The 24,009-nt window shown below is 44.1% G+C and carries 28 protein-coding genes; 13 read left to right on the top strand and 15 right to left on the bottom strand.

Annotated elements, in window-relative coordinates; translation table 11 throughout:
* The first annotated feature begins 354 nt into the window (after nucleotides 1-354).
* Nucleotides 355-1,524 carry a D-alanyl-D-alanine carboxypeptidase family protein gene (locus BIT28_RS26900; RefSeq protein ID WP_075768036.1) on the top strand — a complete coding sequence of 390 codons (1,170 nt, stop codon included), beginning with the start codon at nucleotides 355-357 and terminating at the stop codon, nucleotides 1,522-1,524.
* Nucleotides 1,525-1,761: 237 nt separating this feature from the next.
* A complete protein-coding gene (gene ttcA / locus BIT28_RS26895; protein ID WP_075768035.1) occupies nucleotides 1,762-2,655 on the top strand; it encodes a tRNA 2-thiocytidine(32) synthetase TtcA in 894 nt (297 codons plus the stop codon).
* A gap of 73 nt (nucleotides 2,656-2,728) precedes the next feature.
* Here ttcA and BIT28_RS26890 read toward each other — a convergent pair whose 3' ends face one another.
* Nucleotides 2,729-3,124, bottom strand: a complete 396-nt coding sequence (locus BIT28_RS26890; RefSeq protein WP_075768034.1) for a GFA family protein — start codon at nucleotides 3,122-3,124, stop codon at nucleotides 2,729-2,731.
* A gap of 20 nt (nucleotides 3,125-3,144) precedes the next feature.
* Complete coding sequence (locus BIT28_RS26885; protein WP_075768033.1) at nucleotides 3,145-3,552, bottom strand: hypothetical protein; 408 nt, start codon at nucleotides 3,550-3,552, stop codon at nucleotides 3,145-3,147.
* 482 nt (nucleotides 3,553-4,034) lie between these two features.
* Here BIT28_RS26885 and BIT28_RS26880 point away from each other — a divergent pair, with 482 nt between their 5' ends.
* Nucleotides 4,035-4,919, top strand: coding sequence for an alpha/beta fold hydrolase (locus BIT28_RS26880; protein WP_075768032.1), 885 nt, complete (start codon nucleotides 4,035-4,037; stop codon nucleotides 4,917-4,919).
* A 79-nt stretch (nucleotides 4,920-4,998) separates the two neighbouring features.
* Entirely contained in the window at nucleotides 4,999-5,298 is a 300-nt protein-coding gene (locus BIT28_RS26875) for a PTS sugar transporter subunit IIB (protein ID WP_139310525.1), read from the top strand.
* On the opposite strand, the gene BIT28_RS26870 is transcribed toward BIT28_RS26875, so the two are convergent.
* The 11 genes from BIT28_RS26870 to ccoN form a co-directional block, all read right to left on the bottom strand.
* The gene (locus BIT28_RS26870; RefSeq protein WP_075768030.1) at nucleotides 5,295-6,104 is read right to left on the bottom strand and encodes a carbon-nitrogen hydrolase family protein; all 810 of its coding nucleotides are present in this window, start codon (nucleotides 6,102-6,104) and stop codon (nucleotides 5,295-5,297) included. The two genes, BIT28_RS26875 and BIT28_RS26870, sit on opposite strands and share 4 nt — an antisense overlap.
* Before the next feature lie 107 nt (nucleotides 6,105-6,211).
* Nucleotides 6,212-7,153 (bottom strand): universal stress protein UspE, encoded by a 942-nt coding sequence (gene uspE, locus BIT28_RS26865; RefSeq protein ID WP_075768029.1) that lies wholly within the window; start codon nucleotides 7,151-7,153, stop codon nucleotides 6,212-6,214.
* 226 nt (nucleotides 7,154-7,379) lie between these two features.
* Nucleotides 7,380-8,135, bottom strand: coding sequence for a fumarate/nitrate reduction transcriptional regulator Fnr (locus BIT28_RS26860; protein ID WP_075768028.1), 756 nt, complete (start codon nucleotides 8,133-8,135; stop codon nucleotides 7,380-7,382).
* Between the two features lie 74 nt (nucleotides 8,136-8,209).
* On the bottom strand, nucleotides 8,210-8,887 hold the full coding sequence (locus BIT28_RS26855) for a sulfite exporter TauE/SafE family protein (RefSeq protein WP_075768027.1): 678 nt from the start codon (nucleotides 8,885-8,887) through the stop codon (nucleotides 8,210-8,212).
* Complete coding sequence (gene ccoS / locus BIT28_RS26850; protein ID WP_075768026.1) at nucleotides 8,884-9,078, bottom strand: cbb3-type cytochrome oxidase assembly protein CcoS; 195 nt, start codon at nucleotides 9,076-9,078, stop codon at nucleotides 8,884-8,886. Before ccoS ends, BIT28_RS26855 begins: the two co-directional genes overlap by 4 nt.
* Complete coding sequence (locus BIT28_RS26845) at nucleotides 9,071-11,464, bottom strand: heavy metal translocating P-type ATPase (RefSeq protein ID WP_075768025.1); 2,394 nt, start codon at nucleotides 11,462-11,464, stop codon at nucleotides 9,071-9,073. The genes ccoS and BIT28_RS26845 overlap by 8 nt, the downstream gene beginning before the upstream one ends.
* Nucleotides 11,461-11,952, bottom strand: a complete 492-nt coding sequence (locus BIT28_RS26840; protein ID WP_075768024.1) for a FixH family protein — start codon at nucleotides 11,950-11,952, stop codon at nucleotides 11,461-11,463. The genes BIT28_RS26845 and BIT28_RS26840 overlap by 4 nt, the downstream gene beginning before the upstream one ends.
* Nucleotides 11,953-12,072: 120 nt before the next feature.
* Complete coding sequence (ccoP, locus tag BIT28_RS26835; RefSeq protein ID WP_075768023.1) at nucleotides 12,073-13,053, bottom strand: cytochrome-c oxidase, cbb3-type subunit III; 981 nt, start codon at nucleotides 13,051-13,053, stop codon at nucleotides 12,073-12,075.
* A gap of 5 nt (nucleotides 13,054-13,058) precedes the next feature.
* Nucleotides 13,059-13,232: a cbb3-type cytochrome oxidase subunit 3 gene (locus tag BIT28_RS26830; protein ID WP_075768022.1), complete on the bottom strand. Its 174-nt coding sequence runs from the start codon at nucleotides 13,230-13,232 to the stop codon at nucleotides 13,059-13,061.
* A gap of 9 nt (nucleotides 13,233-13,241) precedes the next feature.
* A complete protein-coding gene (gene ccoO / locus BIT28_RS26825; RefSeq protein WP_075768021.1) occupies nucleotides 13,242-13,853 on the bottom strand; it encodes a cytochrome-c oxidase, cbb3-type subunit II in 612 nt (203 codons plus the stop codon).
* A 12-nt stretch (nucleotides 13,854-13,865) separates the two neighbouring features.
* The gene (gene ccoN, locus BIT28_RS26820) at nucleotides 13,866-15,293 is read right to left on the bottom strand and encodes a cytochrome-c oxidase, cbb3-type subunit I (protein ID WP_075768020.1); all 1,428 of its coding nucleotides are present in this window, start codon (nucleotides 15,291-15,293) and stop codon (nucleotides 13,866-13,868) included.
* 276 nt (nucleotides 15,294-15,569) lie between these two features.
* Between ccoN and BIT28_RS26815 the strand changes: the two genes are divergently transcribed.
* Complete coding sequence (locus tag BIT28_RS26815; protein WP_075768019.1) at nucleotides 15,570-16,013, top strand: hypothetical protein; 444 nt, start codon at nucleotides 15,570-15,572, stop codon at nucleotides 16,011-16,013.
* A 74-nt stretch (nucleotides 16,014-16,087) separates the two neighbouring features.
* Here BIT28_RS26815 and BIT28_RS26810 read toward each other — a convergent pair whose 3' ends face one another.
* Nucleotides 16,088-16,813, bottom strand: coding sequence for an SDR family oxidoreductase (locus tag BIT28_RS26810; RefSeq protein WP_089153728.1), 726 nt, complete (start codon nucleotides 16,811-16,813; stop codon nucleotides 16,088-16,090).
* Nucleotides 16,814-16,969: 156 nt separating this feature from the next.
* Here BIT28_RS26810 and BIT28_RS26805 point away from each other — a divergent pair, with 156 nt between their 5' ends.
* Together BIT28_RS26805 and BIT28_RS26800 are read left to right on the top strand one after the other, a co-directional pair.
* Complete coding sequence (locus tag BIT28_RS26805) at nucleotides 16,970-18,148, top strand: FIST signal transduction protein (protein ID WP_075768158.1); 1,179 nt, start codon at nucleotides 16,970-16,972, stop codon at nucleotides 18,146-18,148.
* Nucleotides 18,149-18,151: 3 nt separating this feature from the next.
* Nucleotides 18,152-20,236: a hybrid sensor histidine kinase/response regulator gene (locus tag BIT28_RS26800; RefSeq protein WP_075768017.1), complete on the top strand. Its 2,085-nt coding sequence runs from the start codon at nucleotides 18,152-18,154 to the stop codon at nucleotides 20,234-20,236.
* A gap of 292 nt (nucleotides 20,237-20,528) precedes the next feature.
* Here the strand turns inward: BIT28_RS26800 and BIT28_RS26795 are convergent, their stop codons facing one another.
* A complete protein-coding gene (locus BIT28_RS26795) occupies nucleotides 20,529-20,885 on the bottom strand; it encodes a DUF3693 domain-containing protein (protein WP_075768016.1) in 357 nt (118 codons plus the stop codon).
* A 118-nt stretch (nucleotides 20,886-21,003) separates the two neighbouring features.
* On the opposite strand from BIT28_RS26795, the gene BIT28_RS26790 reads away from it, so the two are divergent.
* From BIT28_RS26790 to BIT28_RS26765, 6 genes are read left to right on the top strand one after another with little or no spacing between them, the layout of a single operon-like run.
* Entirely contained in the window at nucleotides 21,004-21,219 is a 216-nt protein-coding gene (locus tag BIT28_RS26790; protein WP_075768015.1) for a hypothetical protein, read from the top strand.
* 2 nt (nucleotides 21,220-21,221) lie between these two features.
* Nucleotides 21,222-21,425, top strand: coding sequence for a hypothetical protein (locus BIT28_RS26785; RefSeq protein WP_075768014.1), 204 nt, complete (start codon nucleotides 21,222-21,224; stop codon nucleotides 21,423-21,425).
* The gene (locus BIT28_RS26780; protein WP_245823913.1) at nucleotides 21,415-22,515 is read left to right on the top strand and encodes a replication initiation factor domain-containing protein; all 1,101 of its coding nucleotides are present in this window, start codon (nucleotides 21,415-21,417) and stop codon (nucleotides 22,513-22,515) included. Before BIT28_RS26785 ends, BIT28_RS26780 begins: the two co-directional genes overlap by 11 nt.
* A gap of 2 nt (nucleotides 22,516-22,517) precedes the next feature.
* Nucleotides 22,518-22,862 (top strand): DUF1293 family protein, encoded by a 345-nt coding sequence (locus tag BIT28_RS26775; protein ID WP_245823911.1) that lies wholly within the window; start codon nucleotides 22,518-22,520, stop codon nucleotides 22,860-22,862.
* A gap of 3 nt (nucleotides 22,863-22,865) precedes the next feature.
* A complete protein-coding gene (locus tag BIT28_RS26770; RefSeq protein WP_075768013.1) occupies nucleotides 22,866-23,096 on the top strand; it encodes a hypothetical protein in 231 nt (76 codons plus the stop codon).
* Nucleotides 23,097-23,111: 15 nt separating this feature from the next.
* Nucleotides 23,112-23,336 (top strand): hypothetical protein, encoded by a 225-nt coding sequence (locus BIT28_RS26765; RefSeq protein WP_075768012.1) that lies wholly within the window; start codon nucleotides 23,112-23,114, stop codon nucleotides 23,334-23,336.
* The last annotated feature ends 673 nt before the right edge of the window (nucleotides 23,337-24,009 follow it).

Genomic DNA, 24,009 nt, shown 5'->3' with positions numbered 1-24,009 from the left:
CGACGTAGCATGATCGTTATGCCATTAGCCAATGGTAAGCGCTTGATTTGGTTGATTGTACTTAGGGGATATCGAATACCTGCAAGTACCATTTCATTGAACTTCTGTTTATTAGCGTCAATTTCTGCCCATTTATAATAAGTGGCCTGACCTAGATCTGAGCTAATTAATCAATCGTGTCAAATTTTGGTAAGTGTGCTGAAAACACAGGGTAAGTGTGGTATTGGTAAGTGGTCGTGACAACGATATGTGTAACTAAATTTACAATATCGTAAGACTTCGTAAAGGTCGCAAGCAATGCTAAGGCGGTTAGTTATACTGCTTGCATCATCAAAGAGGGCTAGTTACATCATCATGCAAAAGATTTTTAAATTAAATGTTGTACTTGCGGGTGCAGCATTGTTCTCGTCCGCTACTTTTGCGGCTCCTACCGTTATACCTGATGCACCGACTCTTGGCGCAAAAGGGTATGTATTGATGGACTACCATACCGGCCAGGTATTGGTAGAAAGAAATGCCCATGAGCAACTTAATCCGGCCAGTTTAACCAAGCTAATGACAAGCTATGTGGCCGGACAAGAAATGAAGAGCGGCAGTATCAGCAAAGATGACAAAGTGGTGATCAGCCGCAATGCCTGGGCTAGAAATTTTCCTGATTCGTCAAAGATGTTCATCGAGGTTAATACCGAAGTGAATATGATGGATTTGTATCGTGGTTTGATTATTCAATCAGGCAATGATGCAAGTGTGGCGATAGCCGAGCATGTTGCCGGTTCTGAAGGTGCATTTGTTGGGCTGATGAACTCCTGGGCCAAGAAGCTGAATATGAACAACAGCTCGTTTGCCAATCCGCATGGGCTCGATAGTAATGAACTTTACTCCACACCCTATGACATTGCGTTATTGGGCCGTGCTCTGATAACCGATTTACCTGATATTTATTCGCTGTATAGCGAGCGTTCCTTTACGTATAACAAGATTACGCAACGCAACCGTAATGGCTTGTTGGCGGATAAAAGCTTGAATGTTGATGGGATGAAAACCGGTTATACCAGCGGAGCTGGCTATAGCTTGGCAAGTTCTGCGACCCAGGGTGACATGCGTCTTATCTCGGTAGTGATGGGGTCAAAGAGTGCGAAAAGTCGTGAAGCTGAGAGCAAGCAATTGCTTAACTATGGCTTCAGGTTCTTCGATACTGTATCCCCTCACAAGAAAGGCGAAGAAGTGCTCAATGAGCGCGTATGGATGGGGGCTACAGATAGTATCTCATTGGGAACAATGGAAGACTCCTATGTGACATTGTCACGAAATGATGCTAAAAAGCTAACTGCAAACGTGGCACTAAACGACGACTTGGTTGCTCCTATCAATAAAGGCGATGTAGTTGGTAAGATTTTCTACCAAGTTGATGGTGAAGATATCCATGATGTTCCACTCATAGCTTTGGAAAGCGTAGAAGAAGGAAGCTTCTTCAGTCGGATGTTCGACTACATCAAGCTGTTTTTTATGGGCTTGTTTAAATAACACAGGCTGATAATACAAAGAACAAGAAGAGTCGCCAGTTGCGGCTCTTTTTTTGCTTCCCTGTAGGCTATAGCAAGGTGTTAATTACTGTCCATCCTGCCATGTGTCACCAGAGATTGGCTGACATCACTGCACAGAGTGTTCCCACTTAATACAAAAATCCGTATAATCCACGCCCTATAAAGAATCCATCTAGGAAATCTACAGTCGAACTAATCGACAGTGTGAGAAGTCGCAATGAATCAGAATGATATAAGAAAAGAGACACTTGAATTCAACAAACTCCAAAAACGTCTAAGGAGAAATGTTGGAAATGCCATTATCGACTACAACATGATTGAAGAAAATGATGTTGTCATGGCATGCATCAGTGGCGGTAAAGATTCATTTGCGATGTTGGATATCCTTTTGAATCTTCAAAAAGCGGCACCAGTTAAATTTGATGTCGTTGCTGTCAATCTTGACCAAAAACAGCCAGGTTTCCCTGAGCACATTTTACCTGAATATTTTGAAACCCTGAATATTCCTTATTATATCGTCGATAAAGATACTTACTCAGTGGTTAAAGAAAAAATCCCTGAAGGCAAGACAACATGTGGCCTGTGCTCAAGGCTGCGCCGTGGTACGCTTTATTCGTTTGCTGAAAAGATTGGAGCAACGAAAATCGCGCTAGGTCACCACTTAGACGATATCGTTGAAACCATGTTCCTTAACATGTTCCATGGTTCTCGTCTGAAAGCTATGCCACCGAAGCTACGTTCAGATGATGGACGTAATGTTGTGATTAGACCGCTAACATACTGCCGTGAAAAAGACCTGATCAAGTATGCCGAGCACAAAGACTTCCCGATCATTCCTTGTAACCTTTGCGGCTCTCAGGAAAATCTTCAGCGTCAGAGTATTAAAGCGATGCTGATCGACTGGGATAAGAAAACACCAGGCCGTGTGGAAAGTATCTTTAAGTCAATTCAGAACGTTAGCCCAAGTCAGCTGGCAGACAAAGATCTGTTTGATTTTGTAAACCTGCCATTGGACCGTGAAGGTGAAAGGGCAGAATATGCCTTTAGTGAAGCCATGGTATCCTCAACAAACATTGATGAGTCAATGTTTATTGATGTAACTAACGTATAGCCTAGTGATAGTTAGAAGAGAGGGCGGCATTTAGCCGCCCTTTGTTATTTTGGGGGCTCACAAGTGTTAACTATTAATATTCATTCTGTGGCAAGCCATCGTTAATTTCGTAGTAATCGCCTTTTTCCGCAACAAAGATGTGTTGGCCCAGAGTTGTCTCTGTCGGAGTATCAAAAGATCCCAAAGCAATACCGGTCCAGTTATGCTTTGTTGTGTCGAGGGGATCAAAAAACAGCGAAGAACCGCATTTTGAACAAAATCCGCGTCTAACTTTTTCCGATGAATGATGCCAGGAGATATATTCCGAGCCATTAATTAACAAGGAATCACGGGGAACCTCAACACTCGCAAGAAAGTGACCTGTCCATTTACGGCATTGCTTGCAATGACATGCGTCGGTTGCGGTTGTTTCAAGAGAGCTTGAGACCTCAAATCTCACGGCACGGCAAAGACACGATCCTTTGTGCATTATTAACTCCATTTGTTAGGCTATTCCTGTGAGTCGGAAGGGCACGCATCTGAATTCCAAGGGCCATATGAGTCGACACCATTGTCATCTAAGTTAAATTGCATCCCTATGCCATTTTCTCGCATGGCAGTATAAAAAGGATCTTTCCCATTACAAAATTCATCAAAATATCCGATGCCAGTTCCGGTTTCAAAATAAAAACGATCGTCATCGTTGATAATAGTGACTATCAACAGGGATTGGCTCTCGATAAACTCAAATTTAATATCATCGCTGTTAGATTCTTTGGCCAAATTATGCATTGCATCAACTAACTTAGGAGATAACGCCTTTGGCTTATAAGTGTAGTTTTCGTTAGGCGTTGTAGCACAACCAGATAATAGTAAGCTTCCAACTACAAAGCTGGCCGCTATTATCTCTTTCCTCATGAGTTTATCCTTTTGTGATTAAATTGTTATTGCTAGCTTTGAATCAGCAATGTCTTTGCTCAGTATGTTCCTCCTTGCCTGGGCGTAAGGGGAGAGGATACTGATTTTAAATGATTGGTTTGACTATTGTATAACAATAAATGCATATTAAAATCGGATTCTTATCACTATTTTTAGAAAGTATTTGAAAGAATCCGTGCTAAATTATGATTTTGTTCACACTTTCTAATTTATTACTACCAGAATATCTCAATAAGAAAAATGGATATTTATTATATTTACTTCACTTTTTCTTTGAGTAATTTCTATCTAATGTACCTTGGCTATATACTTTTTATATAAATATGGGTTTGTCTTATAAACTAGTTGTTGCTGTAAATTGTTTAGTTGCTAACGGGTTCATTCAACATTACTTAATAGAAACTTCCAATCAGTACACATAAATTACAACCGATTTTATGATGATAAGGAATTCAAATGCTATGAGCTCTAACATCTCCATTTTCAATACTCCGGAAACTCAAGAACATTTTCTAGCAGCCTATAAGCGTCTTATGAAAACTTGGTCATTACCGTATGAGGATAAATGGGTTGAGACAAGTTTTGGTAGGACCCATGCCATCGTATCAGGTCCGGTGAATGGTGAGCCACTTGTTTTATTGCCAGGAGCCCAAGCAACAGGCGCTATGTGGGGCCCTATGATTCCCGATCTTGTTAAAAATCGAAGGGTATTTTGTCTCGATCTGATTGATCAAGTTGGCTTATCTGAGCCAAACAAGGTCTTGACCAACAGCCATGATAGCAGTACTTGGTTAAAAGAAACCTTGGATGGTTTAAGTCTTGATAAAGTCGATATTGGTGGGAATTCATTGGGTTGTTTCATCGTGTCTATGTTTGCCGTTTCTTATCCTGATAGAGTGAAAAATCTGATATTAACCGCCCCGGCTGCAACGGTTTCTGGCATACGCCTTCTCTATATCCTCAAGATACTATTTGCCTCATGGTCTTCAAATCCATCCGTAAAAAGTCGGTTTTTAGAACAAAATTCGGCCGGATTAGTGGATAACACGAGCACATTATTTCAGCTACTATTTGCGGCGATGAGTGGAAGTAAAGTTATAAGTAAAATAACGCCTAGGCAGCTAACAGTAGACGAACTGCGTAGCATAAAATCTCCGGTTTTAATTATTCTTGGGGACAAAGATATGACAGCTCAAAAGAAAGCAGATGAAGTTGTGAATGACTTATCTGAATTGGCGTTGAATTTTCAGTGTGAAATTATTGAAGGAGCTGGACACCTTTGGACAGAACAGCAATATATGTTTGCTGGTAATAAAATCAGCCAGTTTCTAGAATACTCTCAATAATTAACAGCGGATGTACTAGAGTGGATAATGTTCAGCCTAAGATTATATTTTGACTTTATTGAAAAATGGCTCTCTGATAATGAGCATATTTTTTTACCGTCATTTGACTGAAGAGATAAATGGCAGAAGAATAATGTCTATTGTCTGTGGTGGTGGTTTAACTTCAAGCATGATAGCACAACGAATGCAAAAGTTTATCGATGAGTCTGAATTGCCATATTACGTTATGTATTCTGGCATTCCAGCATTGGAAGATACTGACTTTTTAAATCTATATGCAGATAAAATTGAAGGGAAAGTATTTGGCACCATGGATTATAAAAAAGTAGTTAGTGATGCGTTGACTTGTATCAGAAGCCGCGAAGTATCTGAAACTTAATTGTGCTTGGTTATATTTGTTTTTAGTTGGCTCAAGATTGAATCACGTTCATGATTCAAGTCGACCGCGATAACTTGTTTGGGTGAGCTTACGTCAATATCAAGCTCCACTGTTGCCAGTGTATGTGCATCACCAAGTCTGATGAGATAATTTCCATCAGGAGAGCAGATTTGACTGCACCCACGGTAAATACCTGTCAAATCTTTAGTAATATCTGAGCCAACTCGATTACATGTCACGACATACATACTGTTTTCTATAGCGCGAGCCCGCGAAATTTGAAGGCTTTGTTCGCCGCCAAAGTTTGAAGGGTGTAATAAGATATCAACACCAAGTCTAGAGTATTCCCGAACAATCTCCGGAAACCAAAGATCAAAGCAAATCGCGACTCCAAAGGTAACACCTTGGTACTTAAAAGTGGTGAGTTGATTACCTCTCGAGAAATATTGCCTATCAATATTGGTTTGACTGATCTTTCTATATCTATCGATTAATCCGTTCTTATCAATAACCGCGATAGTATTGAAATATTGGCCATTATCTTCCTCGGCAATGCCAGCAACGATTACAGTATTAAATTTCTTCGCCAGACTTCGCAAGGACTCGATAGTTTGGCTACCAGCAAACTTTTCAGATAACTCATGTATCTCACTTGCTTCATTAAATATGTAACCGGTGGAGAAGAGCTCAGGCAGTAACACAAGATCACCAATCTCTTTTGCAGCAGAGAGTAAGCTGGATACACGGCTGATGTTCTCACGTTTATTCTTATAACTTACCTCTGTTTGAATGATCGATATCTTCATGTTTCCTCTAAGGTGGTGACCGTTACGTGGTTATCAAAGTTATTTCTTAAATTAGTCAGCATAGAAAAACAGCCCCAAAAGGGGCTGCTTGATAAGTGTCAGTTCTACTACTCTGGTTGCGGGCTCAACGGGCTAACATAGCCTTCGGGTTTGAGAGCCAGCAAATCACAGTTAAGGCTGTCAATTGTATGCTCTGCGGTATTGCCGATAAAGACAGCTGAGAGCCCGGTTCTGCCTGTTGTTCCGAGAATGACAAGCTCTGCATCCAGATCTTTTGCAACACTAGGAATAACATCTTCAGGTAACCCTTCAATTACGTGGGTTTGCTCTTCTGGTAATCCGTGCTTGTGACGGAGCGCTTTCATGGAAGTCAGGTGATGTCCTCGTACCGCATCACTATATGAGGCCGGGTCAAACTCGGGCAGCTCAATAGTAATGTTAACTGGCGTTGCGGGGTAGGCGTTGACCAGGTTGACTTCAGCTCCTAGTATTTCTGCCATCGTTTTCGCTTCAGACACTATTGTGTCGTTTAGTTTTTCATGGGTTTCACTGTCGGCAGCTAGATTTACGCTGGCAATGATCTTGCCATTTTCCGGCCAGCTGTGTTCTTTGACCATTAATACAGGGCAGGGGCATTTACGCAACAAATGCCAATCGGTTGGAGTGAAAATAACCGAGCCTAGCTTGTCGTGATCATGTGTAGCTTTGATAAGAAGGTCATGGCTATTGCTGAAAACTTCGGCAATGATGGCTTCATAAGGTCGATTGTGCCACACCACGGTGATATCAATGTTAAAGCCGTCATCCACATAGGGCCGGATGATATCTTTTAACCATTCTTCTCTCTGGACTATCACACCTTTACGCATGGCCAGCCGTTCATCGGAAGAGAGCATGGAAGTCATCTCATAAGAGAAATCATAGATAGCGAGGAATAGAGTGATTTTTACATCTTGCGATCTTTTGGCCAGATCGACAGCGCGAGACAACGCTGGCTGGTGATCCTGAGCCGGATCGGCAACGACGAGAATATTATTGTACTTGGTCATAATTGCCCCCTTACACAAATCGTGTTGGCATCAAAACCAGTCTCTGATCCCTGTAGTAAGGATACTATCTATTGCCCTGAATACCATTTAAAGCAAGTAGATAAATCAGATTGGCCTATTAACTGTAACGTATAGGAGGAGTTATGGGGAGTTCAGAAAGGCGATAAATATAAAAAAAGTGATACGGCTCAAGCTCGTATCACTTTCTTTGTAACGGCTAAATCATTTATGCAGCAGTATTTTTGCTAACACCGGCAAGACGCGCCAACTCTTCGTGATCAAGAATTGTGATGTACTTTCCTTTCACACTCAGCATTTCAGACTTTTGGAAGCGTCCCAACAAGCGGCTGATAGTTTCTACAGTCAGACCTAAGTAGTTACCAATGTCACCGCGCGTCATTGTTAGACGGAATTCACGAGGTGAAAAGCCACGCTGAGAGAAACGAAGCGATAGGTTGTAAAGGAAAGCGGCAAGGCGCTCTTCTGCATTCTTCTTGGAAAGCAGCAAGATCATTTCCTGATCACCTTTAATCTCATTACTCATCAAACGCATAATTTGTTGACGAAGTTTTGGCATTTTCCCTGACAAGTCATCAAGGATCTCAAACGGAATTTCACACACCATTGATGTTTCTAGTGATTGAGCGAAACTTGGGTGCATCATTTCGTTGATAGCATCAAAACCCACAAGATCGCCAGCCAGGTGGAAGGCAGTGATCTGCTCATCACCTTGTTCTGTGATGGTGTAACTTTTGATGGTACCTGAACGAATCGCATAAAGTGATTTGAGTTCATCACCCGCTTTAAAAAGCTCTTGTCCTTTCTGGATTGGCTTCTTGCGTTCGATGATTTGATCTAGCTGATCGAGCTCAGACTCATTCAAAGTAAATGGAATACACAACTGACTAATACTGCAATCCTGGCAGTGGATTGCACATCCGCCTGACTGGATACGTTTGGTTGTAAGTTTGTCTGAAATCATAAGCCTGTCTAACCAATTTGATGTAGGTCAATATTTTAACATATTATGAAGCAATATGACGAGTATTAAAAAGCCTACAACATTTGTTTGATTGCGATATAACCAGTATGAACCCCATAGAGCAATAACAACAAGGCACTGGCACGTTTGAAATAAAGGTTTCTCAGTAGGTTCTGAAGTTGCTGGGCCATTGACCCTACTGCAATCATTGCTGGAAGCGTCCCTAAACCAAAGGCTAGCATAACGGCTGCGCCGGATAGAGCGCTACCGGAAACGGCTGCCCAGCTTAGGGTTGAGTATACAAGCCCACACGGTAGCCAGCCCCACAGCAAGCCGAAGGGCAGGGCCGCAACAGGCGACTTTAACGGCAGTAAGGATTTGGCTGTCGGTGAGACAAAACGCCAAAGGTACTGACCAAGGCGTTCTATTTTGGTGATGCCTTGCCACCACTGTCCGATGTAAAGCGCAAGCAAAATCATCATGATGGCAGCAAACAACCTAAGTGATACAAGCCCTGTCGAATATCCCCCGAAAGAGGCGATGCCGGCAAACGCACCACCGATGATGGCACCTGCAATGGCGTAAGAGATAAGACGACCGGTATTGTAATATAGCAGGTATGGCCAACGATTGGCTTGCTGCTGCCCCGGCATACCCAAGGTAAGCGCAGCCGCTACTCCGCCGCACATACCGAGGCAGTGGCCTGCACCCATTAAGCCGATAACAAAAGCTGCGTAAAAATCAATGTTCACGACATGTTTTCACTTTCTTTCTTGTTTGCTCGAGGCTTGCTCTGCTCGGAGTCGTCCTCGTCAAACAAGATGTCATAACCCTGTCTCTCCAGATCTTCAAACTGTTCACTTCTGACGGCCCAAAGAAAAATGCCTACAGCGATACAGACAAAAACGATCGCAATTGGTATTAACAAGTAAAGACTAGCCATTTTCTTTTAATAACCTTAAAGAATTAGAAACAACAATGATCGAGCTTGCCGACATACCCACAACTGCAATGTACGGAGCGACAAAACCAGCGACAGCCAATGGCAAGATAACGAGGTTGTACCCTAATGCCCAAGCCAGGTTTTCTCGAATAATCTTTCTGGTTTTTAGTGCTAGCTCTCTAGCACGTAAAATACGTAATAGCTGATCACCTAGCAATACCATATCTGCGGAGGATTTGGCAACATCAGTACCGCCGCCCATGGCGACAGAAAGATGGGCTCCGGCCAGAACAGGGGCGTCATTGACACCATCACCAATCATTAAGGCAACATTGTCTTTATCAAGGCTGCGGAGATACTCAAGTTTGCCTTCCGGAGTGGCCCCGGCAATTAAGTTATCAACGCTTAGCTTATCAGCCACAGTCTGAGCATTAGCTGAATGGTCGCCGGTCAACATGGTGACCTTAATACCGGATGCCTGAAACTGCTCTACAAGCTCCTTGCTGTCTTCTCGGATAGGATCATCAAGCTTGAAACCGGCAATAAGCTGGTTATTGCAAGATAGCCATACTTGGAAACGATTGTCGCAAAGCTTTAATTGCTCTGTTTTATCAGGGTGCTGGTCAAGGACAAAAGCAGCTTGGCCAATACGCCATTCGATACCGCTTAAGGTGCCTTTCAGACCACAACCGATAACATTTTCTACTTCATCAAACGCTTTGCTACTATCGCGATAGCCGCTAAAGGCTCTTGCAATCGGGTGGTTTGCAAAACGTTCCATTTCAGCAGCATAAGCCAGTGCTTCCGTTTCAGACAGATCACCAAGTAGTTGTGTTTCGACAAGTCGGATATTGCCCTCGGTAAGCGTGCCTGTTTTGTCGATGACCAATTGGTTCACTTTACAAAGTGTCTCCAGAACATGCCCGCGTCGAAGCAGGATGCCCAGCCGCCCAAGACTAGAAGTCGAGCAGGTGAGGGCAGTTGGCGTGGCCAGAGAAAGAGCACATGGGCATGTTGCCACAAGCACCGCCAAAGTGATCCACAGGGCATCTTCCGGTTTTTGCTGATGCCAGAAAAGCCATGTGCAGGCTGAGATAATCAGAATACCAGCCACGAAGTAGCGGGCAACGATGTCTGCAACTTCTGCGACTTTGGGTTTGGAAGACTGGGCTTCGTCCTGCAGACGAACAATATTGGAAATAAGGGAGTTCTGCCGGTCTTTGGTTACGCGCAGAGTGATATTTCCATCGCCGTTAATGGTACCTGCGAATACGGAACTACCTGAGCTTCTTGGAACCGGCATTGGTTCGCCGGTCAGCATAGATTCATCGATAGCAGTTTCACCTTGGATAATCTCACCATCGGCAGGCAGGCTTTCACCCGGCAGAATGGTAATTATGTCACCGACTTTTAGTGTTTTTGCCGCAACCTGAGAGCCATCCTCTAGTGTGGCCATGGTCGGAACTAGTTTGAGCAGGTTGGCACTTGCAGCCGCTGCTTGCCGGCGTGCACGCATTTCAAGAAAACGTCCCAAGAGCAAGAAGAAGGTGAACATCGAGATTGACTCGAAGAACACCTCGCCTTTTTCCATAACTGTGGCATAAAGGCTGGCAACATAGGCAAAGAGTAAAGCGATAGAGACGGGAACATCCATCCCTAATGTTCGGGCCCGCAGGTTACGCCATGCATTGAGGTAAAACGGTAAGGCAGAATACAGAAGAACAGGGGTGGCAAAAATCAGGCTAACCCAACGAAGGTAGTTCTTAAATTCCGCGTCAAGGTCTCCAAAAATCTCAAAATACAGGGCGACGGCCAACATCATCACCTGCATGGTGGCAATACCTGCAATACCAAGTCGGTACAGGTAGCTCTTCATTGTTCTGTGGTATTGCTGTTCCTGGGCATCAGCTTCAAAAGGGGCTGCTTTATAACCAAGCTGATGGATCACAGAAAGAAGGTGGCTAAGTTTGGCTTGGGTTGGATCCCAGGTAAGTAAAGCCCGGTGAGTTGTGGTGTTCACGCGGATGGAGATAACGCCGGGCTCTCGTTTTAATTGCTTTTCTATCAACCATGCACAAGCAGCACAGGATACGCCATCGAGTGAGAGAGAAACTTCTTTGCTGTCATCAAACTCACGAACAAATTCTTGCTGAATTTCTTCGTGATCATAGAGCAATAGAGATTGAAGCTGCTGAGGAACTAAGTCAGCTTTCTCGGCTGGCGCCGTTCGGAATTCGTAATAGGAGGTAAGGCCGCTCTCAACGATAGTTTGCGCGACCGCTTCACAACCCGGGCAACACATGTCACGCGTTTCGCCCAGTATTTCTACTTGATGCTGGCAACCCTGTGGAACAGGGTCGCCGCAATGGTAACAGTCTTTTGTCATTCCTTATCCTGCCCGTACAACGAAATCGGGTCGGATGTCGGTAGGTTAACGCGTCCTTGCAACATCCAGTCGCCATCAAATGGCTCTACTTCAACAAACCATGGCCCTTCAAGCTGCTCTGGAGAGTTGAAACGATAAGCGCCACTTAAATCGGCACTGACCATTTGTGTAAAGTCTTTATTGGCTAGGGTACGATGCGTAAAAGTGACACGCAAGTTAGGGTTACTCTTGAGATCACCTTTATCAAAATTAACCACAATATCGGTATCGGCAACACTGACTGATGCTTTTAAATTCAGCGCATCAGCAACGCGGAGACGAGAAAGGTCTAAATTAATCGCTTTGCCTTTCTTATAATAATCTTCTGCAACAAGGTCGACTTGATTCTGAGAAAATATGTAAACAGCTGTCAGGCTGTACATTATTGAGATTGCAGGAATGGCGAAAACGAACCAAGGCCAAAACTGCTTATACCATGGTTTACGCATAATGATTACCTTTGAAGCTTTGATGGAAAGAGCCCCTGAAATTAACAGGGGCTTGGTCTTATGTCTCAGTTTTTATTACTAATTTTTCAATCAATATGTAACCGAGTATTAACCATGTTGTTACTTGTCGGTGTCGTTACCCAAACCCCAGACATAGGCAGAAATTAGCTGAACTTTATCTTCACCTAGAATATCTTTCCATGCTGGCATGACGCCCAGACGACCGTGAGTAATAGTGGCTTCAACCGCACGGCGAGAGCCGCCGTATAGCCATGTATTGTCTGTTAGGTCAGGTGCACCAAATGCAGGGTTACCTTTACCGTCAGTGCCGTGACAAGCCGCACACACAACGAAGCGTTGCTTACCGGCAGCGGCTTCTTTGGCGTTGACTTTACGTCCTGACATACCAAGTACATAGGTAGTGACTTCTTTGACACCATCTTTACCCAGAGAGTCAATCCAAGCTGGCATAACACCTTGGCGACCTTCCATGATGGTTGTCTTGATAGTTTCTGCTTCACCGCCATACAGCCAAGCGTTATCAGTTAGGTTAGGGTAACCTAGCTGACCGCGAGCATCTGAACCGTGGCACTGGGCACAGTTTTGGATGAACAGACGCTGGCCCACTTTGATCGCTTCTGAATCAGCTGCGATTTCAGTGATAGGGCGAAGGTTATTACCAGACTCGTCGTAAGCCAATGTTTTAAAAGTTTCGCCAAACTTAGCTTGCGCATCGTCTAGCTCTTTGGCGTACTGGTCCAAACGCTGCTCTTTTTGAGCATTAGCAATTGCTAGTTTCGATTCTTCAACAGAACGAACCGTTTGGTTAGAACTTTGCCACCCCAACATGCCTTTATAGTTACCTAGGCCTGGGTACAGGAATAGGTAAAGAAGGCCAAAGATGATGGTGCCCCAAAACATGTAGGACCACCATTTAGGTAGCGGGTTATTGATCTCACGAATACCGTCGTATTCGTGGCCCATGTCTTCACCTTCCTCAACACCCATCTTGTCCTTGCTGCACCAGACGAGCATAGCAGCAATACCAGCGATAGTGCCGAGCGTGATGATTGTAATCCATAGACTCCAAAATGTAGTCATGCTTCCTAGCTCCTGTCTTTCGCACGCGTTGCCAAATCTTGTTCTTCGTCAGCAAATACAAGATTGGCAGCTTCTTCGAAACGCGATTTCTGGCGTTTACTGTAAGCCCAAAGGACGATACCAATAAAGCTTGCGAACAGGATTACTGTCCAGATGCTATGAATGGTTCCAATATCCATTGTGCCCCCTTATTTCATTGCGTGACCAAGTGACTGAAGGTAAGCAATAATTGCGTCCATTTCAGTCTTGCCCTTCACTTCTTCACCAGCGTTCGCAACTTGCTCTTCGGTGTAAGGAACACCAAAGACATCACGGAAAACAGCTAGCTTGTCGGAGGTCAACTTGCCATCAAGCACGTTTTCTTCCAACCAAGGGAAACCAGGCATGTTTGACTCAGGAACTACTGCACGTGGATCACGAAGGTGGACACGGTGCCAGTCGTCAGAATAACGACCGCCGACACGAGCCAGATCAGGACCAGTACGTTTTGAACCCCATAGGAAAGGGTGTTCCCATACACTTTCACCCGCAACAGAGTAGTGTCCGTAACGCTCTGTTTCAGAACGGAATGGACGAACCATCTGGCTGTGACAAACGTTACAGCCTTCGCGAATGTAAATATCACGACCTTCCATTTCTAGCGCCGTGTAAGGGCGTAGGTTTTCTACTGGTTCAGTAGTTTGGTCTTGATATAAAAGCGGCGTAATTTCTACCAGTGCACCGAAGCTAATAGCAATGACGATTAGTATCGCTAGAAGGCCGACATTTTTTTCTACAATTTCATGACGATTATTAGCCATTGTCGGAACTCCTTATGCTGGTTGCTCAGTTGCTTTTAGGCTTTCTTTTGGTGCAACAATTGTCTTATATGCGTTGTATGCCATTAGGAACATACCAGCAAGGAAGATTGCACCGCCCAGGAAGCGAACAAAGTAGAATGGATAAGAAGCCTGTAGAGATTCTACGAAGCTATAGGTCAATGTACCGTCAGTGTTAACCGCACGCCACATCAGACCCTGCATCACACCTGAAATCCACATTGCTACGATGTAAAGAACCGTACCAATCGTTGCCAGCCAGAAGTGAACGTTGATCAACTTGATAGAGAACATACGTTCCTGACCGAATAGCTTAGGAATTAGGTGATAAACGGCACCGATAGAAACCATTGCAACCCAACCTAACGCACCAGAATGAACGTGACCGATTGTCCAGTCAGTATAGTGAGAAAGGGCGTTTACGGTCTTAATTGACATCATTGGACCTTCGAAGGTAGACATACCGTAGAAAGACAATGAAACAACCAGGAATCGTAGGATTGGATCGTAACGTAGTTTGTGCCATGCACCCGACAGCGTCATGATACCGTTGATCATACCACCCCAAGAAGGAGCAAACAGGATCAGAGACATCACCATACCAAGAGACTGAGTCCAGTCAGGCAGTGCTGTGTAGTGCAAGTGGTGAGGGCCAGCCCAGATATACAGAGATACCAGTGCCCAGAAGTGTACGATAGACAGACGGTAGGAGAATACCGGACGGCCTGCTTGCTTAGGTACGAAGTAGTACATCATACCCAGGAAACCGGCTGTCAGTAGGAAACCTACTGCGTTGTGTCCGTACCACCACTGAATCATCGCATCCACTGCACCGGAGTAAATCGAATACGATTTAGTCATCGATACAGGGATAGCCATGCTGTTCACGATGTGAAGGACAGCTACCGTTAAGATGAAGGCACCAAAGAACCAGTTCGCAACATAAATGTGCGACGTGTTTCGTTTGATCATGGTACCGAAAAAGACAATGGCATAGGAAACCCAAACAACTGCAATCGCGATATCAATCGGCCATTCCAGTTCTGCGTATTCTTTACCAGAGGTCCATCCCATTGGCAGCGAAATAGCTGCTGCAAGGATGATGGCTTGCCAACCCCAGAAGGTGAACGATGCTAACTTTCCACCGAATAGTCTTGTTTGACATGTGCGCTGTACTACGTAATAAGACGTAGCAAATAGTGCACTAGTACCGAATGCGAAAATCACTGCATTGGTATGCAGTGGACGCAAGCGACTGTATGTCAACCAAGGTAGGTCGAAGTTTAGCGCCGGCCACACCAGTTGAGCGGCAATCAATACACCAACGCCCATTCCGACAATTCCCCATAGTATGGTGACCAGGGTGAATTGACGAACGACCGTATAGTTGTAGTTTTGTTCAAGCTGCTTTACTTGGCTCATGTTGCATGCTTCCAATTTGAATTGTTCAACTACACTCTCTTTCCTTGTGCGAACAACAAGTTGTCGCAATGCCACCCAAAGCTTACTTAACTGCCATGTTGTTTTTTTAAACAACTCAGCATTTAAATTGCTATTTTGTTGTAAAAGTGGCATTTTCACTGCACATAATACTTTACTTAACAAGTGATTGACAGAGTCAAGCCCACACAATGTTTACGGTTAAGCAACATTTATGTGAAAAGTTTGAACTCTGTAACACGGGAACCACGGTAAATCATGGCTGCAGAGAAGTTAACAAAGGCAAGATTAATCCAGATTTTAATCTTGATGGCAGTATTAATAACGGCATTTGTATGGAGAACAGTCACCTATGAAGAAAATACATCCATAGATGATAGTGCTACCAACTGCCTGATCACAGCAGAATATTGTGCTGTTGATGGTTCAAACAAAAAGCTCGGGTTATCGCTTAACCCATACCCTGTAGTCGCTAATTCGGAAGTCACTCTGCGAATTAGTAACACAAATGTAAAACCAGTTGCTAAAATAGAAGGTGTCGATATGTTTATGGGGACCATTCCTGTCATATTTGAGCAACAAACCGATTACTGGGTAGGCACGTTTAGTGTACCAGATTGTGTTCACGACACGATGGAGTGGGCTATTACAGTGCAGCAGGGGAGTGAGACTATAATTGCAAAGTTTACTGTACAAAAGTGACTGTTAATTAGTCACTTTTTTGTTGTAAATTGATCGTTTCATAGGCTTGATGGCTCAAGCCTATGGTTTCATGTTTATTCAGCATATATCATTTTTTTTGTGATCCCGCCATCAACAGTAAAATTCTGACCACTTATAAAGCCAGCATTAGTACTTAATAGGTATTTAACCATAGACGCAACATCCGCAGGGTGTCCGGCGCGACCTGTAAGGTGCTGACTGTGATCGATATCTCGTAGCTTTTCATTACTTGTATCAATCCAACCAGGTGATACACAGTTCACTCTGACATCAGGACCAAGGCTAACAGCAAGCGCATGGGACAGGCTCACCAGTCCACCTTTAGATGCACTATACGCTTCTGTATTGGGCTCAGACTGTTCTGCACGGGTTGAGCTGATATTAACAATAGCACCTTTAGATGCCTTAAGCAGAGGCAGGCATAATTTTGTTACTAGCATAGGCGCGGTTAGGTTCACCGCTATGATCCGATCCCAATCATGCATTTCCAGGGATTCGACAGGTGTGTTGTAGGGGGTAGCAATGGCAGCATTGTTAACCAGGCCATCAAGCCTGCCAAATTGTGACTGAATCTCCTCTACAACAGCAGCAACCTCGCTCTCGCGGGTAACATCCGCTTTGCGGAAACGTATCATAGGGTTGTGGGCAACCAGCTCAAAACCGGCATCCTCATCAATATCTACAGCAACAACGATTACTTCTTGGCTGGCCAGCATTTCACAAATGCCCCGACCAATTCCCTTGGCACCACCTGTTACTATAACGACTTTGCTAGTCATGCGTCCCTTCATCATCCCAAATTAAGTAATTGTATAGTTTAGCGGTCATTAGCAGTCTGACTTTAGCCACAAAACCATAAAAATGGTATCAGTTTGCTGATTACAAAAGCAAAAATGTCTATGATGAGAGCAACTCATAACAATAAATACGAAAATATGGATATAGCTACAAGTTTTTCTGCTTTCCATGCTTCAGAGCATGCTGTTTCGGATGCAATTCGCAAACTAAAAAGTAAAATCATCAACCCCAAACTGATTCTTGCTTACTTTTCCGAAAACTATGATGAGAAGCTTATCCAGCAAGTGTTGACGGCTGAATTTCCGAATTCTCAGATCCTTGGATGTTCCTCGTGTCAGGGCGTCATGACCGACGAAGGGTATAATCGCGGTGAAGGCATTGCTTTGTGGGCGATGTGTGATTATGAAGGTGCATTCGGGAGTGCGATCGTTTCAACAAATCAAAGCCCGTATGATATGGCGCGGCAGGCACTTTTGCGTGCGATTGATAACAGTGGTCGGCCTGGAGAACTTCCGGCATTGATTTTGCTTCATTCCAGCCCAGGACATGAAGAAGAAGTTATACAAGGTATAGAGGATGAGCTGGGAATTCCTGTGCCTATTATTGGCGGGAGTGCGGCCGACGATCATGTGATAGGGAACTGGAAGCTGTTCACTCACGAACAACGATGTAAAGAAGGTGTTGGACTCTGTGTGTTTTATCCTTCTTGCAACGTTAGTTACTCATTCCACTCAGGTTATGCAAGTTTAGGAATGAGTGCGATCGCAACTCGTACTGAGGGGCGAGAGTTAATCGAGCTTAATCACAGGCCTGCTATAGATATTTACCAAGAATGGATTGGCCAGCCACTCTCAGGTGAAAATAGCATAGTGTCGAGAAGCAGTTTAAACCCGTTGGGAAGAATTGCTGGCAAAGTCCACGATTTGCCGTACTTTAAGCTGTCACATCCACTAAAAGTGACACAAAGAGGTGGGATCGAACTGTTTGCTAACGTTGATGAAGGTGAAGAGTTGTTCTTTATGGAGGGTACCGAAGAGCGACTAATCACACGGGCGGGTAGGGTTATCGACTCCGCATTTGATATCTGTAGTGCAAGTCAGGAGTTAGACCCGATTGGTGGAATTACCATTTATTGTGCAGGTTGTATGTTACGGGTACAAGACAGAATGGAAGAGGTGGCACATTACGTGAATAAAGCAATGCATCATATGCCATTTGTTTGCCCATTTACCTTTGGTGAACAGGGACAGTTTGTCGGTGGTGAAAATGCACACGGGAACCTCATGATATCCGCAGTTTTATTTCATAGGGACTAGCTAATGCCAAGCTTTGAATCAGAAAAACTTCAAGAGACATTGCTTGATCTGTTGCGAAGTCAGGAACGCGAAAAACAGCTTCGGGATGAAAATGCCGCTATTCTTGCCGGAATGTCAGCCATGGCTGGTGCAAACAGCAAAAGACAAGTTTTCAATGGCTTATTGTCGGTACTACGAAAGTACATAGGCTTCGAACATGCACTAGTCTTAACTAGAGAAGACGAGAATGCGCCATTGCAAGAACTTGTTACAACGTGTCGTTTTTTCGAGTCAAGCACCTGGCCAATAGGCAATACGTTTGTACGCTCGATGAACGGAGAGAGTATCGCACTATTTGCACCAAACCAGGTTTCTGAGTTTCAACGGTTACCGCAAGAGATGCTTCAGTATTGTCAATCTGTGTTGCTAACAGGAGTAAAAGTTAGCTCGGGAGATGCTCTATTGTTATTCCTGCATTCAGAGCGCGGGCAATTTTCGCCACGATGCCGACGGGTATTAGAGCGATTCAGGCCATTGCTTGAACGGGCTATTATCGATATTGATTACCGTGAGAGGCTGCAATCGTTAGTAACGGCACGGACTCAGGAGCTAATTCACAGCCAGCAGCGGTTTAAAGATTTTGCCAAAACGGTTGGTGATTGGTTTTGGGAAGTCGATACTGATTTACGGTTTACCTATATATCGTCGCCGAACCTTGCCAATCATGTTGTCGATAATGACAGTATCCTCGATATTTTTGATGAGCAAGAGACGTTAAAGAAAAAACTGAAAGTAAAGTTTGGGATGAAAGAACCCTTTGAAGATCTCGAGTGGCAGTTGCCGGAGAGTGAAGGGGGGTTATGGATTAGTTTTAGCGGAACACCATATTTCTCAAAGCAAGGAAAGCTATTAGGCTATAGGGGAACGGCAAAAGACATTACAAACCGAAAAAAACGACTTTTTGAACTTCAGGAAGCCAGAAAACAAGCAGAGTCGGCGAACAAAGCCAAGTCGCAATTCTTGGCAATGATGAGCCATGAAATAAGAACCCCGTTAAATGCGGTTTTGGGCTTTATGGATACGCTGGCTGAGTCTGGATTGAACAAAGAGCAAGCTCGCTGGGTTAACCAAATGGATCAATCAGCCCAGCTATTATTAACAATCATCAATGATATTCTTGACCTTTCAAGAATCGAGTCGGGTAACTTTGAGCTATACAATGCAGAGATGCACTTGGATGAGAGTATTAACCTCGTAGTAAGTCAGTTGCATGAGCAAGCGGTTAAAAAGAACATAGCCCTGAGTGTCAATATATCGCCATCGGTACCCAAGAAGATGGTCGGTGATAAAAACCGTATTTCCCAGGTAATGTTCAACCTGATAGGAAATGCAATTAAGTTCACTAACCAAGGCTCCGTCTCTATTGATGTTAAGCGAGACAACCAATATGTATCGATAGCAGTGACAGATACTGGCATTGGTATTTCGCAAGAAGCTCAAAGAAACTTATTTAATCCGTTTATTCAAGCCGATGGTAGCATTACAAGACGTTACGGCGGCACCGGCCTTGGTTTGGCAATCAGCCAGCATTTGATTGATAAAATGAACGGTAAGATAACGTTAGAGAGCACACTCAACAAAGGTAGTTGTTTTACTGTTTATATACCGATAACGCAGTCGATTGATGAATCCCAGCTTTATGAGCCTGTTATTGAAAACAGCCTTGATCATTCGCTGAGCATACTGTTAGCAGAAGACAGTAACACAAACCAATTAGTTGCTAAGCTAATGCTGGAAAAACGAGGCCATCAGGTGGTGATTGCCAATAATGGTAAAGAAGCGATCGAGATACTTGAGAATAACCAGCACCAATTTGACATCGTGCTAATGGATATTTCGATGCCAGTGCTGGATGGGCTGCAGGCAACCAAACAGTTACGACAGAAAAACATAAACATACCGATTATTGCATTAACGGCTAATGCAATGCATTCAGATCAAGTCGAATACAGAAAAGCCGGTATGGATGGGTTCTTGGCAAAGCCAATTTTAACGCCAGAATTAAATGCCATGCTCAACAAATACCAGGCGTTAGCCACAACTGAGTAGATGCAAAAGTCGCTAGGCTTATAGATACGCTTAGCGTCAATTTTTGTTCAAACAAAAATAACTAGCTTGGTTTGATCAAACCAAGCTGTAATTAACAGCTGATTTTGAATCACCAGGCAAACTGACCATTTGCAGCAGTGCTTAAAAATAGGTGTTAATTACCTATTTTATGGTAAATTCCTAGTACTGTTAAATTATACAGTACTAGGAAAGCAAAGAGGGTAATGCAAGGAAGCAAGAGGGAAAGAGAGTTAGGGAATAGTTGTTTGAATATAAATACCGAACACCTAATTTAACATAATATACATAATGCGTACTGAACCTTGGGTTCACTCAGGGCCATAAATCCAGTAATACCAAGGGTTAAGCCCCTAAATCCTTGGCTACTCAACTTTGTCATGATGTCCGCCCATGCTTGCTGGGCTTTGTAAGTTTTGGCTTTGTCGGCGGCTAAATACAACATTACTTCATGAATGTCAGTTTCTGTTTCTTCTGCCAGAAAAATAGCTTCATTTTCAGTCAGATAGCGGTCGCCTTTGCGGATTCTGCTTAGTTTGGCTGCGTCGATTCCCAAATCAGCGGCAATTTGTTTGTCTTGGACATAGTTTTTCGCTGTTTTGTATTTATCTAGCAGTTTATTTATGTACATAGCAATTCCTCCGTTTTCCTCATTGTAGCTCTTTAATTGCCAAAAATGACATCTTGTAATTGTCGAAATTGGCAATTACGATTGCCAAAAATGACAACTGGTAAGCACTGAGGCTCACATGACAACGTTTGAATTGGTTGAAGGCACTCGTTTCTTTGAAAATGAACATGATGTTGTTGCTGTCCATCCTGCCGAGGCTGACGCCTATACCAAGTGGCACCGCTTCCCGCATGTTGAATTGATTGAACATCTTACGCTGGCTGACGCTATCGCTTCCGGTAAACCGCTTCATGCGCTTCACAACACTATCAAGCCAATTCGTGAGGATGTCTAACGATGGCTAATTCGGTTGTCTACTTCGATGATGAGCCCGGTATCGGCGTCAATGCCTACTTCGATTTCGGTCATGAATACTTTCGCTCTTTCCATGAGTTACGTGTGTTCTGTGATGTCGAGCTTGGCGGCTTTGTCGAGTTTGTCGAAATAACCGACGTAAATTACCCAGAATTGAAAGCTCAGGGGGTGTTTGATGTTGTCTGAACAACACTTTGCTGAGATGGCAGAACAAGAACGCCCCGTTCTGGTTGACCATTTAGCCTTCAGTTTCAAGTTCACAGAGTTGCGACACTGTCACAAAGCGGATTTGTCCTCTTTTGCTTGGCAGAAAATGCCGAAAGCAACTTACCAGACAGTGACCAATCCACAGCAGCGTGCCATTGCCTTGGAGCGTTACCAGAACGCGGTTCGTGAGGTGCTGACTGACAGGCTGGCAACGTTCCTGTTTCACGTCATGGGCATGACGTTGTCACCAATGCGCGGACGCGGCCTGCACGGCTATGAAGATTCAGCCGTGATTCTTGATAAGACGGGTTCTGTTGAGTGTGGTTTGATGGGTGTCGGTGGCAACAATGAGACGGTATTCATTCAGCTGTCCGGTCGTGGCTGTAAGTACCTGTTGGAGCATACAACAACGTTCCGCCTTCACTGGTGGCTTACCAAGATTTTGCATGTGTTCACCCTATCCCGCTTGGATTTGGCGGTGGATGATTTTTCTGGCTGCTTCGATTGCAAGTATGCCGAGACGGCTTGGCGTGAGGGCGCTTTCCGTACCTCTCAACGTGGTATGGGGCCGAAAGTTAACCCGCATGTGGTCTATGCCGCAAACGGGGATGTGTTGGAAGAGGCAACGATTGTCGGTTCCCGCCAGAGTGCGGTCTACTGGCGCGTTTATAACAAGAAACTGGAACAAGGTCTTAACAAGCTGGATATCACTTGGTATCGGAACGAGGTTGAGCTTAAGAAGTGCAATGTTGATGCCCTGCTCGACCCTGCCGCGGCCTTTGCGGGTATCTGTGCGTTTTCGGCTTCTATCGAGCCTACGCAAGGCGTGAGTATCAAGCGTGTTACCAAGGATGCGTGTCTGGATTTACTGGGCCGTATCCGTTGGACTCGTCGCCAGTGTGGCAAGGCTCTGTCTGATGTGGTCAGGATGTTCAATGGTGATACCAGCAAGGCATTCGGTTTGCTGTCGGCCCCGTTGGATTTGGATGTATTCGAACTTGAGGACTATGGCAAGCTGGCCTTGCCTGAGACCTATCAAAACATAATTAACATAGCGTTGGAGAATTAAACATGGGTGTAATGATCACAGGTATTGCGGTTCGTCGCTTTCCTTCTTCTGGCGGTTCAGATGCGGTTGTCCACGTTCTTCGTGGTATTGACGAGGTTCGTCATGAGAAATTCGAGCAGGAAGGTATCGGGTTCTCTACTGATGTTCCGCGTACCAAACAGCAATTGAAAATGGATGTTGATTACGCACGACAGCTTGTGTCAAAGCGTGCGTTTATTCCCAATGAGGAATATGAGTTACAGTTCTCGCATAATCCGGATGACCCGCTAGAAGTTGTTATTTCAAAACTGATTCCGGTTCATCCAGATGTTAATGCAAAATTTGAATCTGCATTGAAGGCTAAATAAGTTATGGGCGTTTGTTTAATTGTTGATGATGTTGGCAAGGCGACAATATCAAACGCCTCTGAATCAGAATGTGTGGGTTATGTTATTCCGTCTGCACAGGAATATAAGTCGTTCATTAATCCAGCGCTGGAAATTAATTTAGAGATTTTTAATTTGGTCGTCGGTTCGCTCTTAGTGGCGTTTATCGTTGGTCATTATACTGGGCGTGTTGCCCGTTATCTTGGGAAATATTAGAAATAGGAAATCATTATGAAATATATCACTTTGAAGCGTAAATTTGGTCAGGTTGCTCTAGTCACTACTTCTGCTGTAATGGCTGCGCCTTCTTTTGCTGAAGATAGCGCGACTGTTACTGCTATTAAGTCTGCGGTTGCTGCTGGTCAGTCTAGTGTTCAGGTTACTGTTGCAGGTGTTATTGGTCTTGCAGCGCTGGGCTTTGGTGTGGGTATGATTATTTCTTATCTGCGTCGTTAATATGGGTGTTTTATTGGGTGATGCCGTAACAGTTATTTTCGCAATTGCTTTTGTTTCTATATTCGTAATAGGTTTTAAAAGTGGTGTTGTTACGTCATAGACCAATGGCATATTAATTACAGGCGGCTTCGGTCGCCTTTTTTTATGGTGTTAAATATGAGAGCTTTAATTTCAACTTTATTATTAATATTCTCTTTTTCCGTTTTGGCTAGCTCAAACCCTCATACAGTACGTTATTATAAAGCTAATAGTAGTGTTGCAGGTTGTTTTACGGATGGTCAAACTTTTCCATATAGTTCAAGTGCCATAAATTCGCTTGCGGGTTGTGTAAATGGTAAGCCTGTCGCTTCTGGTTCTCAGAATGTCTTTGGTGATTGTTATGGGAATAGCGGGACTTTATATTGCAATTTGTATAGGGGTAATGGACATAGGTTTTCTAGGGGAAGTTTAACGTTTGATGTTATTAGTCGTTCTGAGTGTTCGTCCGGAAAGGAATTAATTGATGGTAGGTGTGTAGATAATACGCCTATTTGTGGTGATGGTAACTGTAATCCGGGTGGTGGTGACACTGGTTCTGGCGGTGACACTGGTTCTGGTGGTGACACTGGTTCTGGTGGTGACACTGGTTCTGGTGGTGACACTGGTTCTGGTGGTGACACTGGTTCTGGTGGTG

This window comes from Photobacterium proteolyticum, assembly GCF_001939735.1.
GTDB lineage: Bacteria > Pseudomonadota > Gammaproteobacteria > Enterobacterales > Vibrionaceae > Photobacterium > Photobacterium proteolyticum.
Note: the sequence above shows the minus strand (reverse complement) of the source record. Positions and strands in the feature narration are given on the sequence as shown.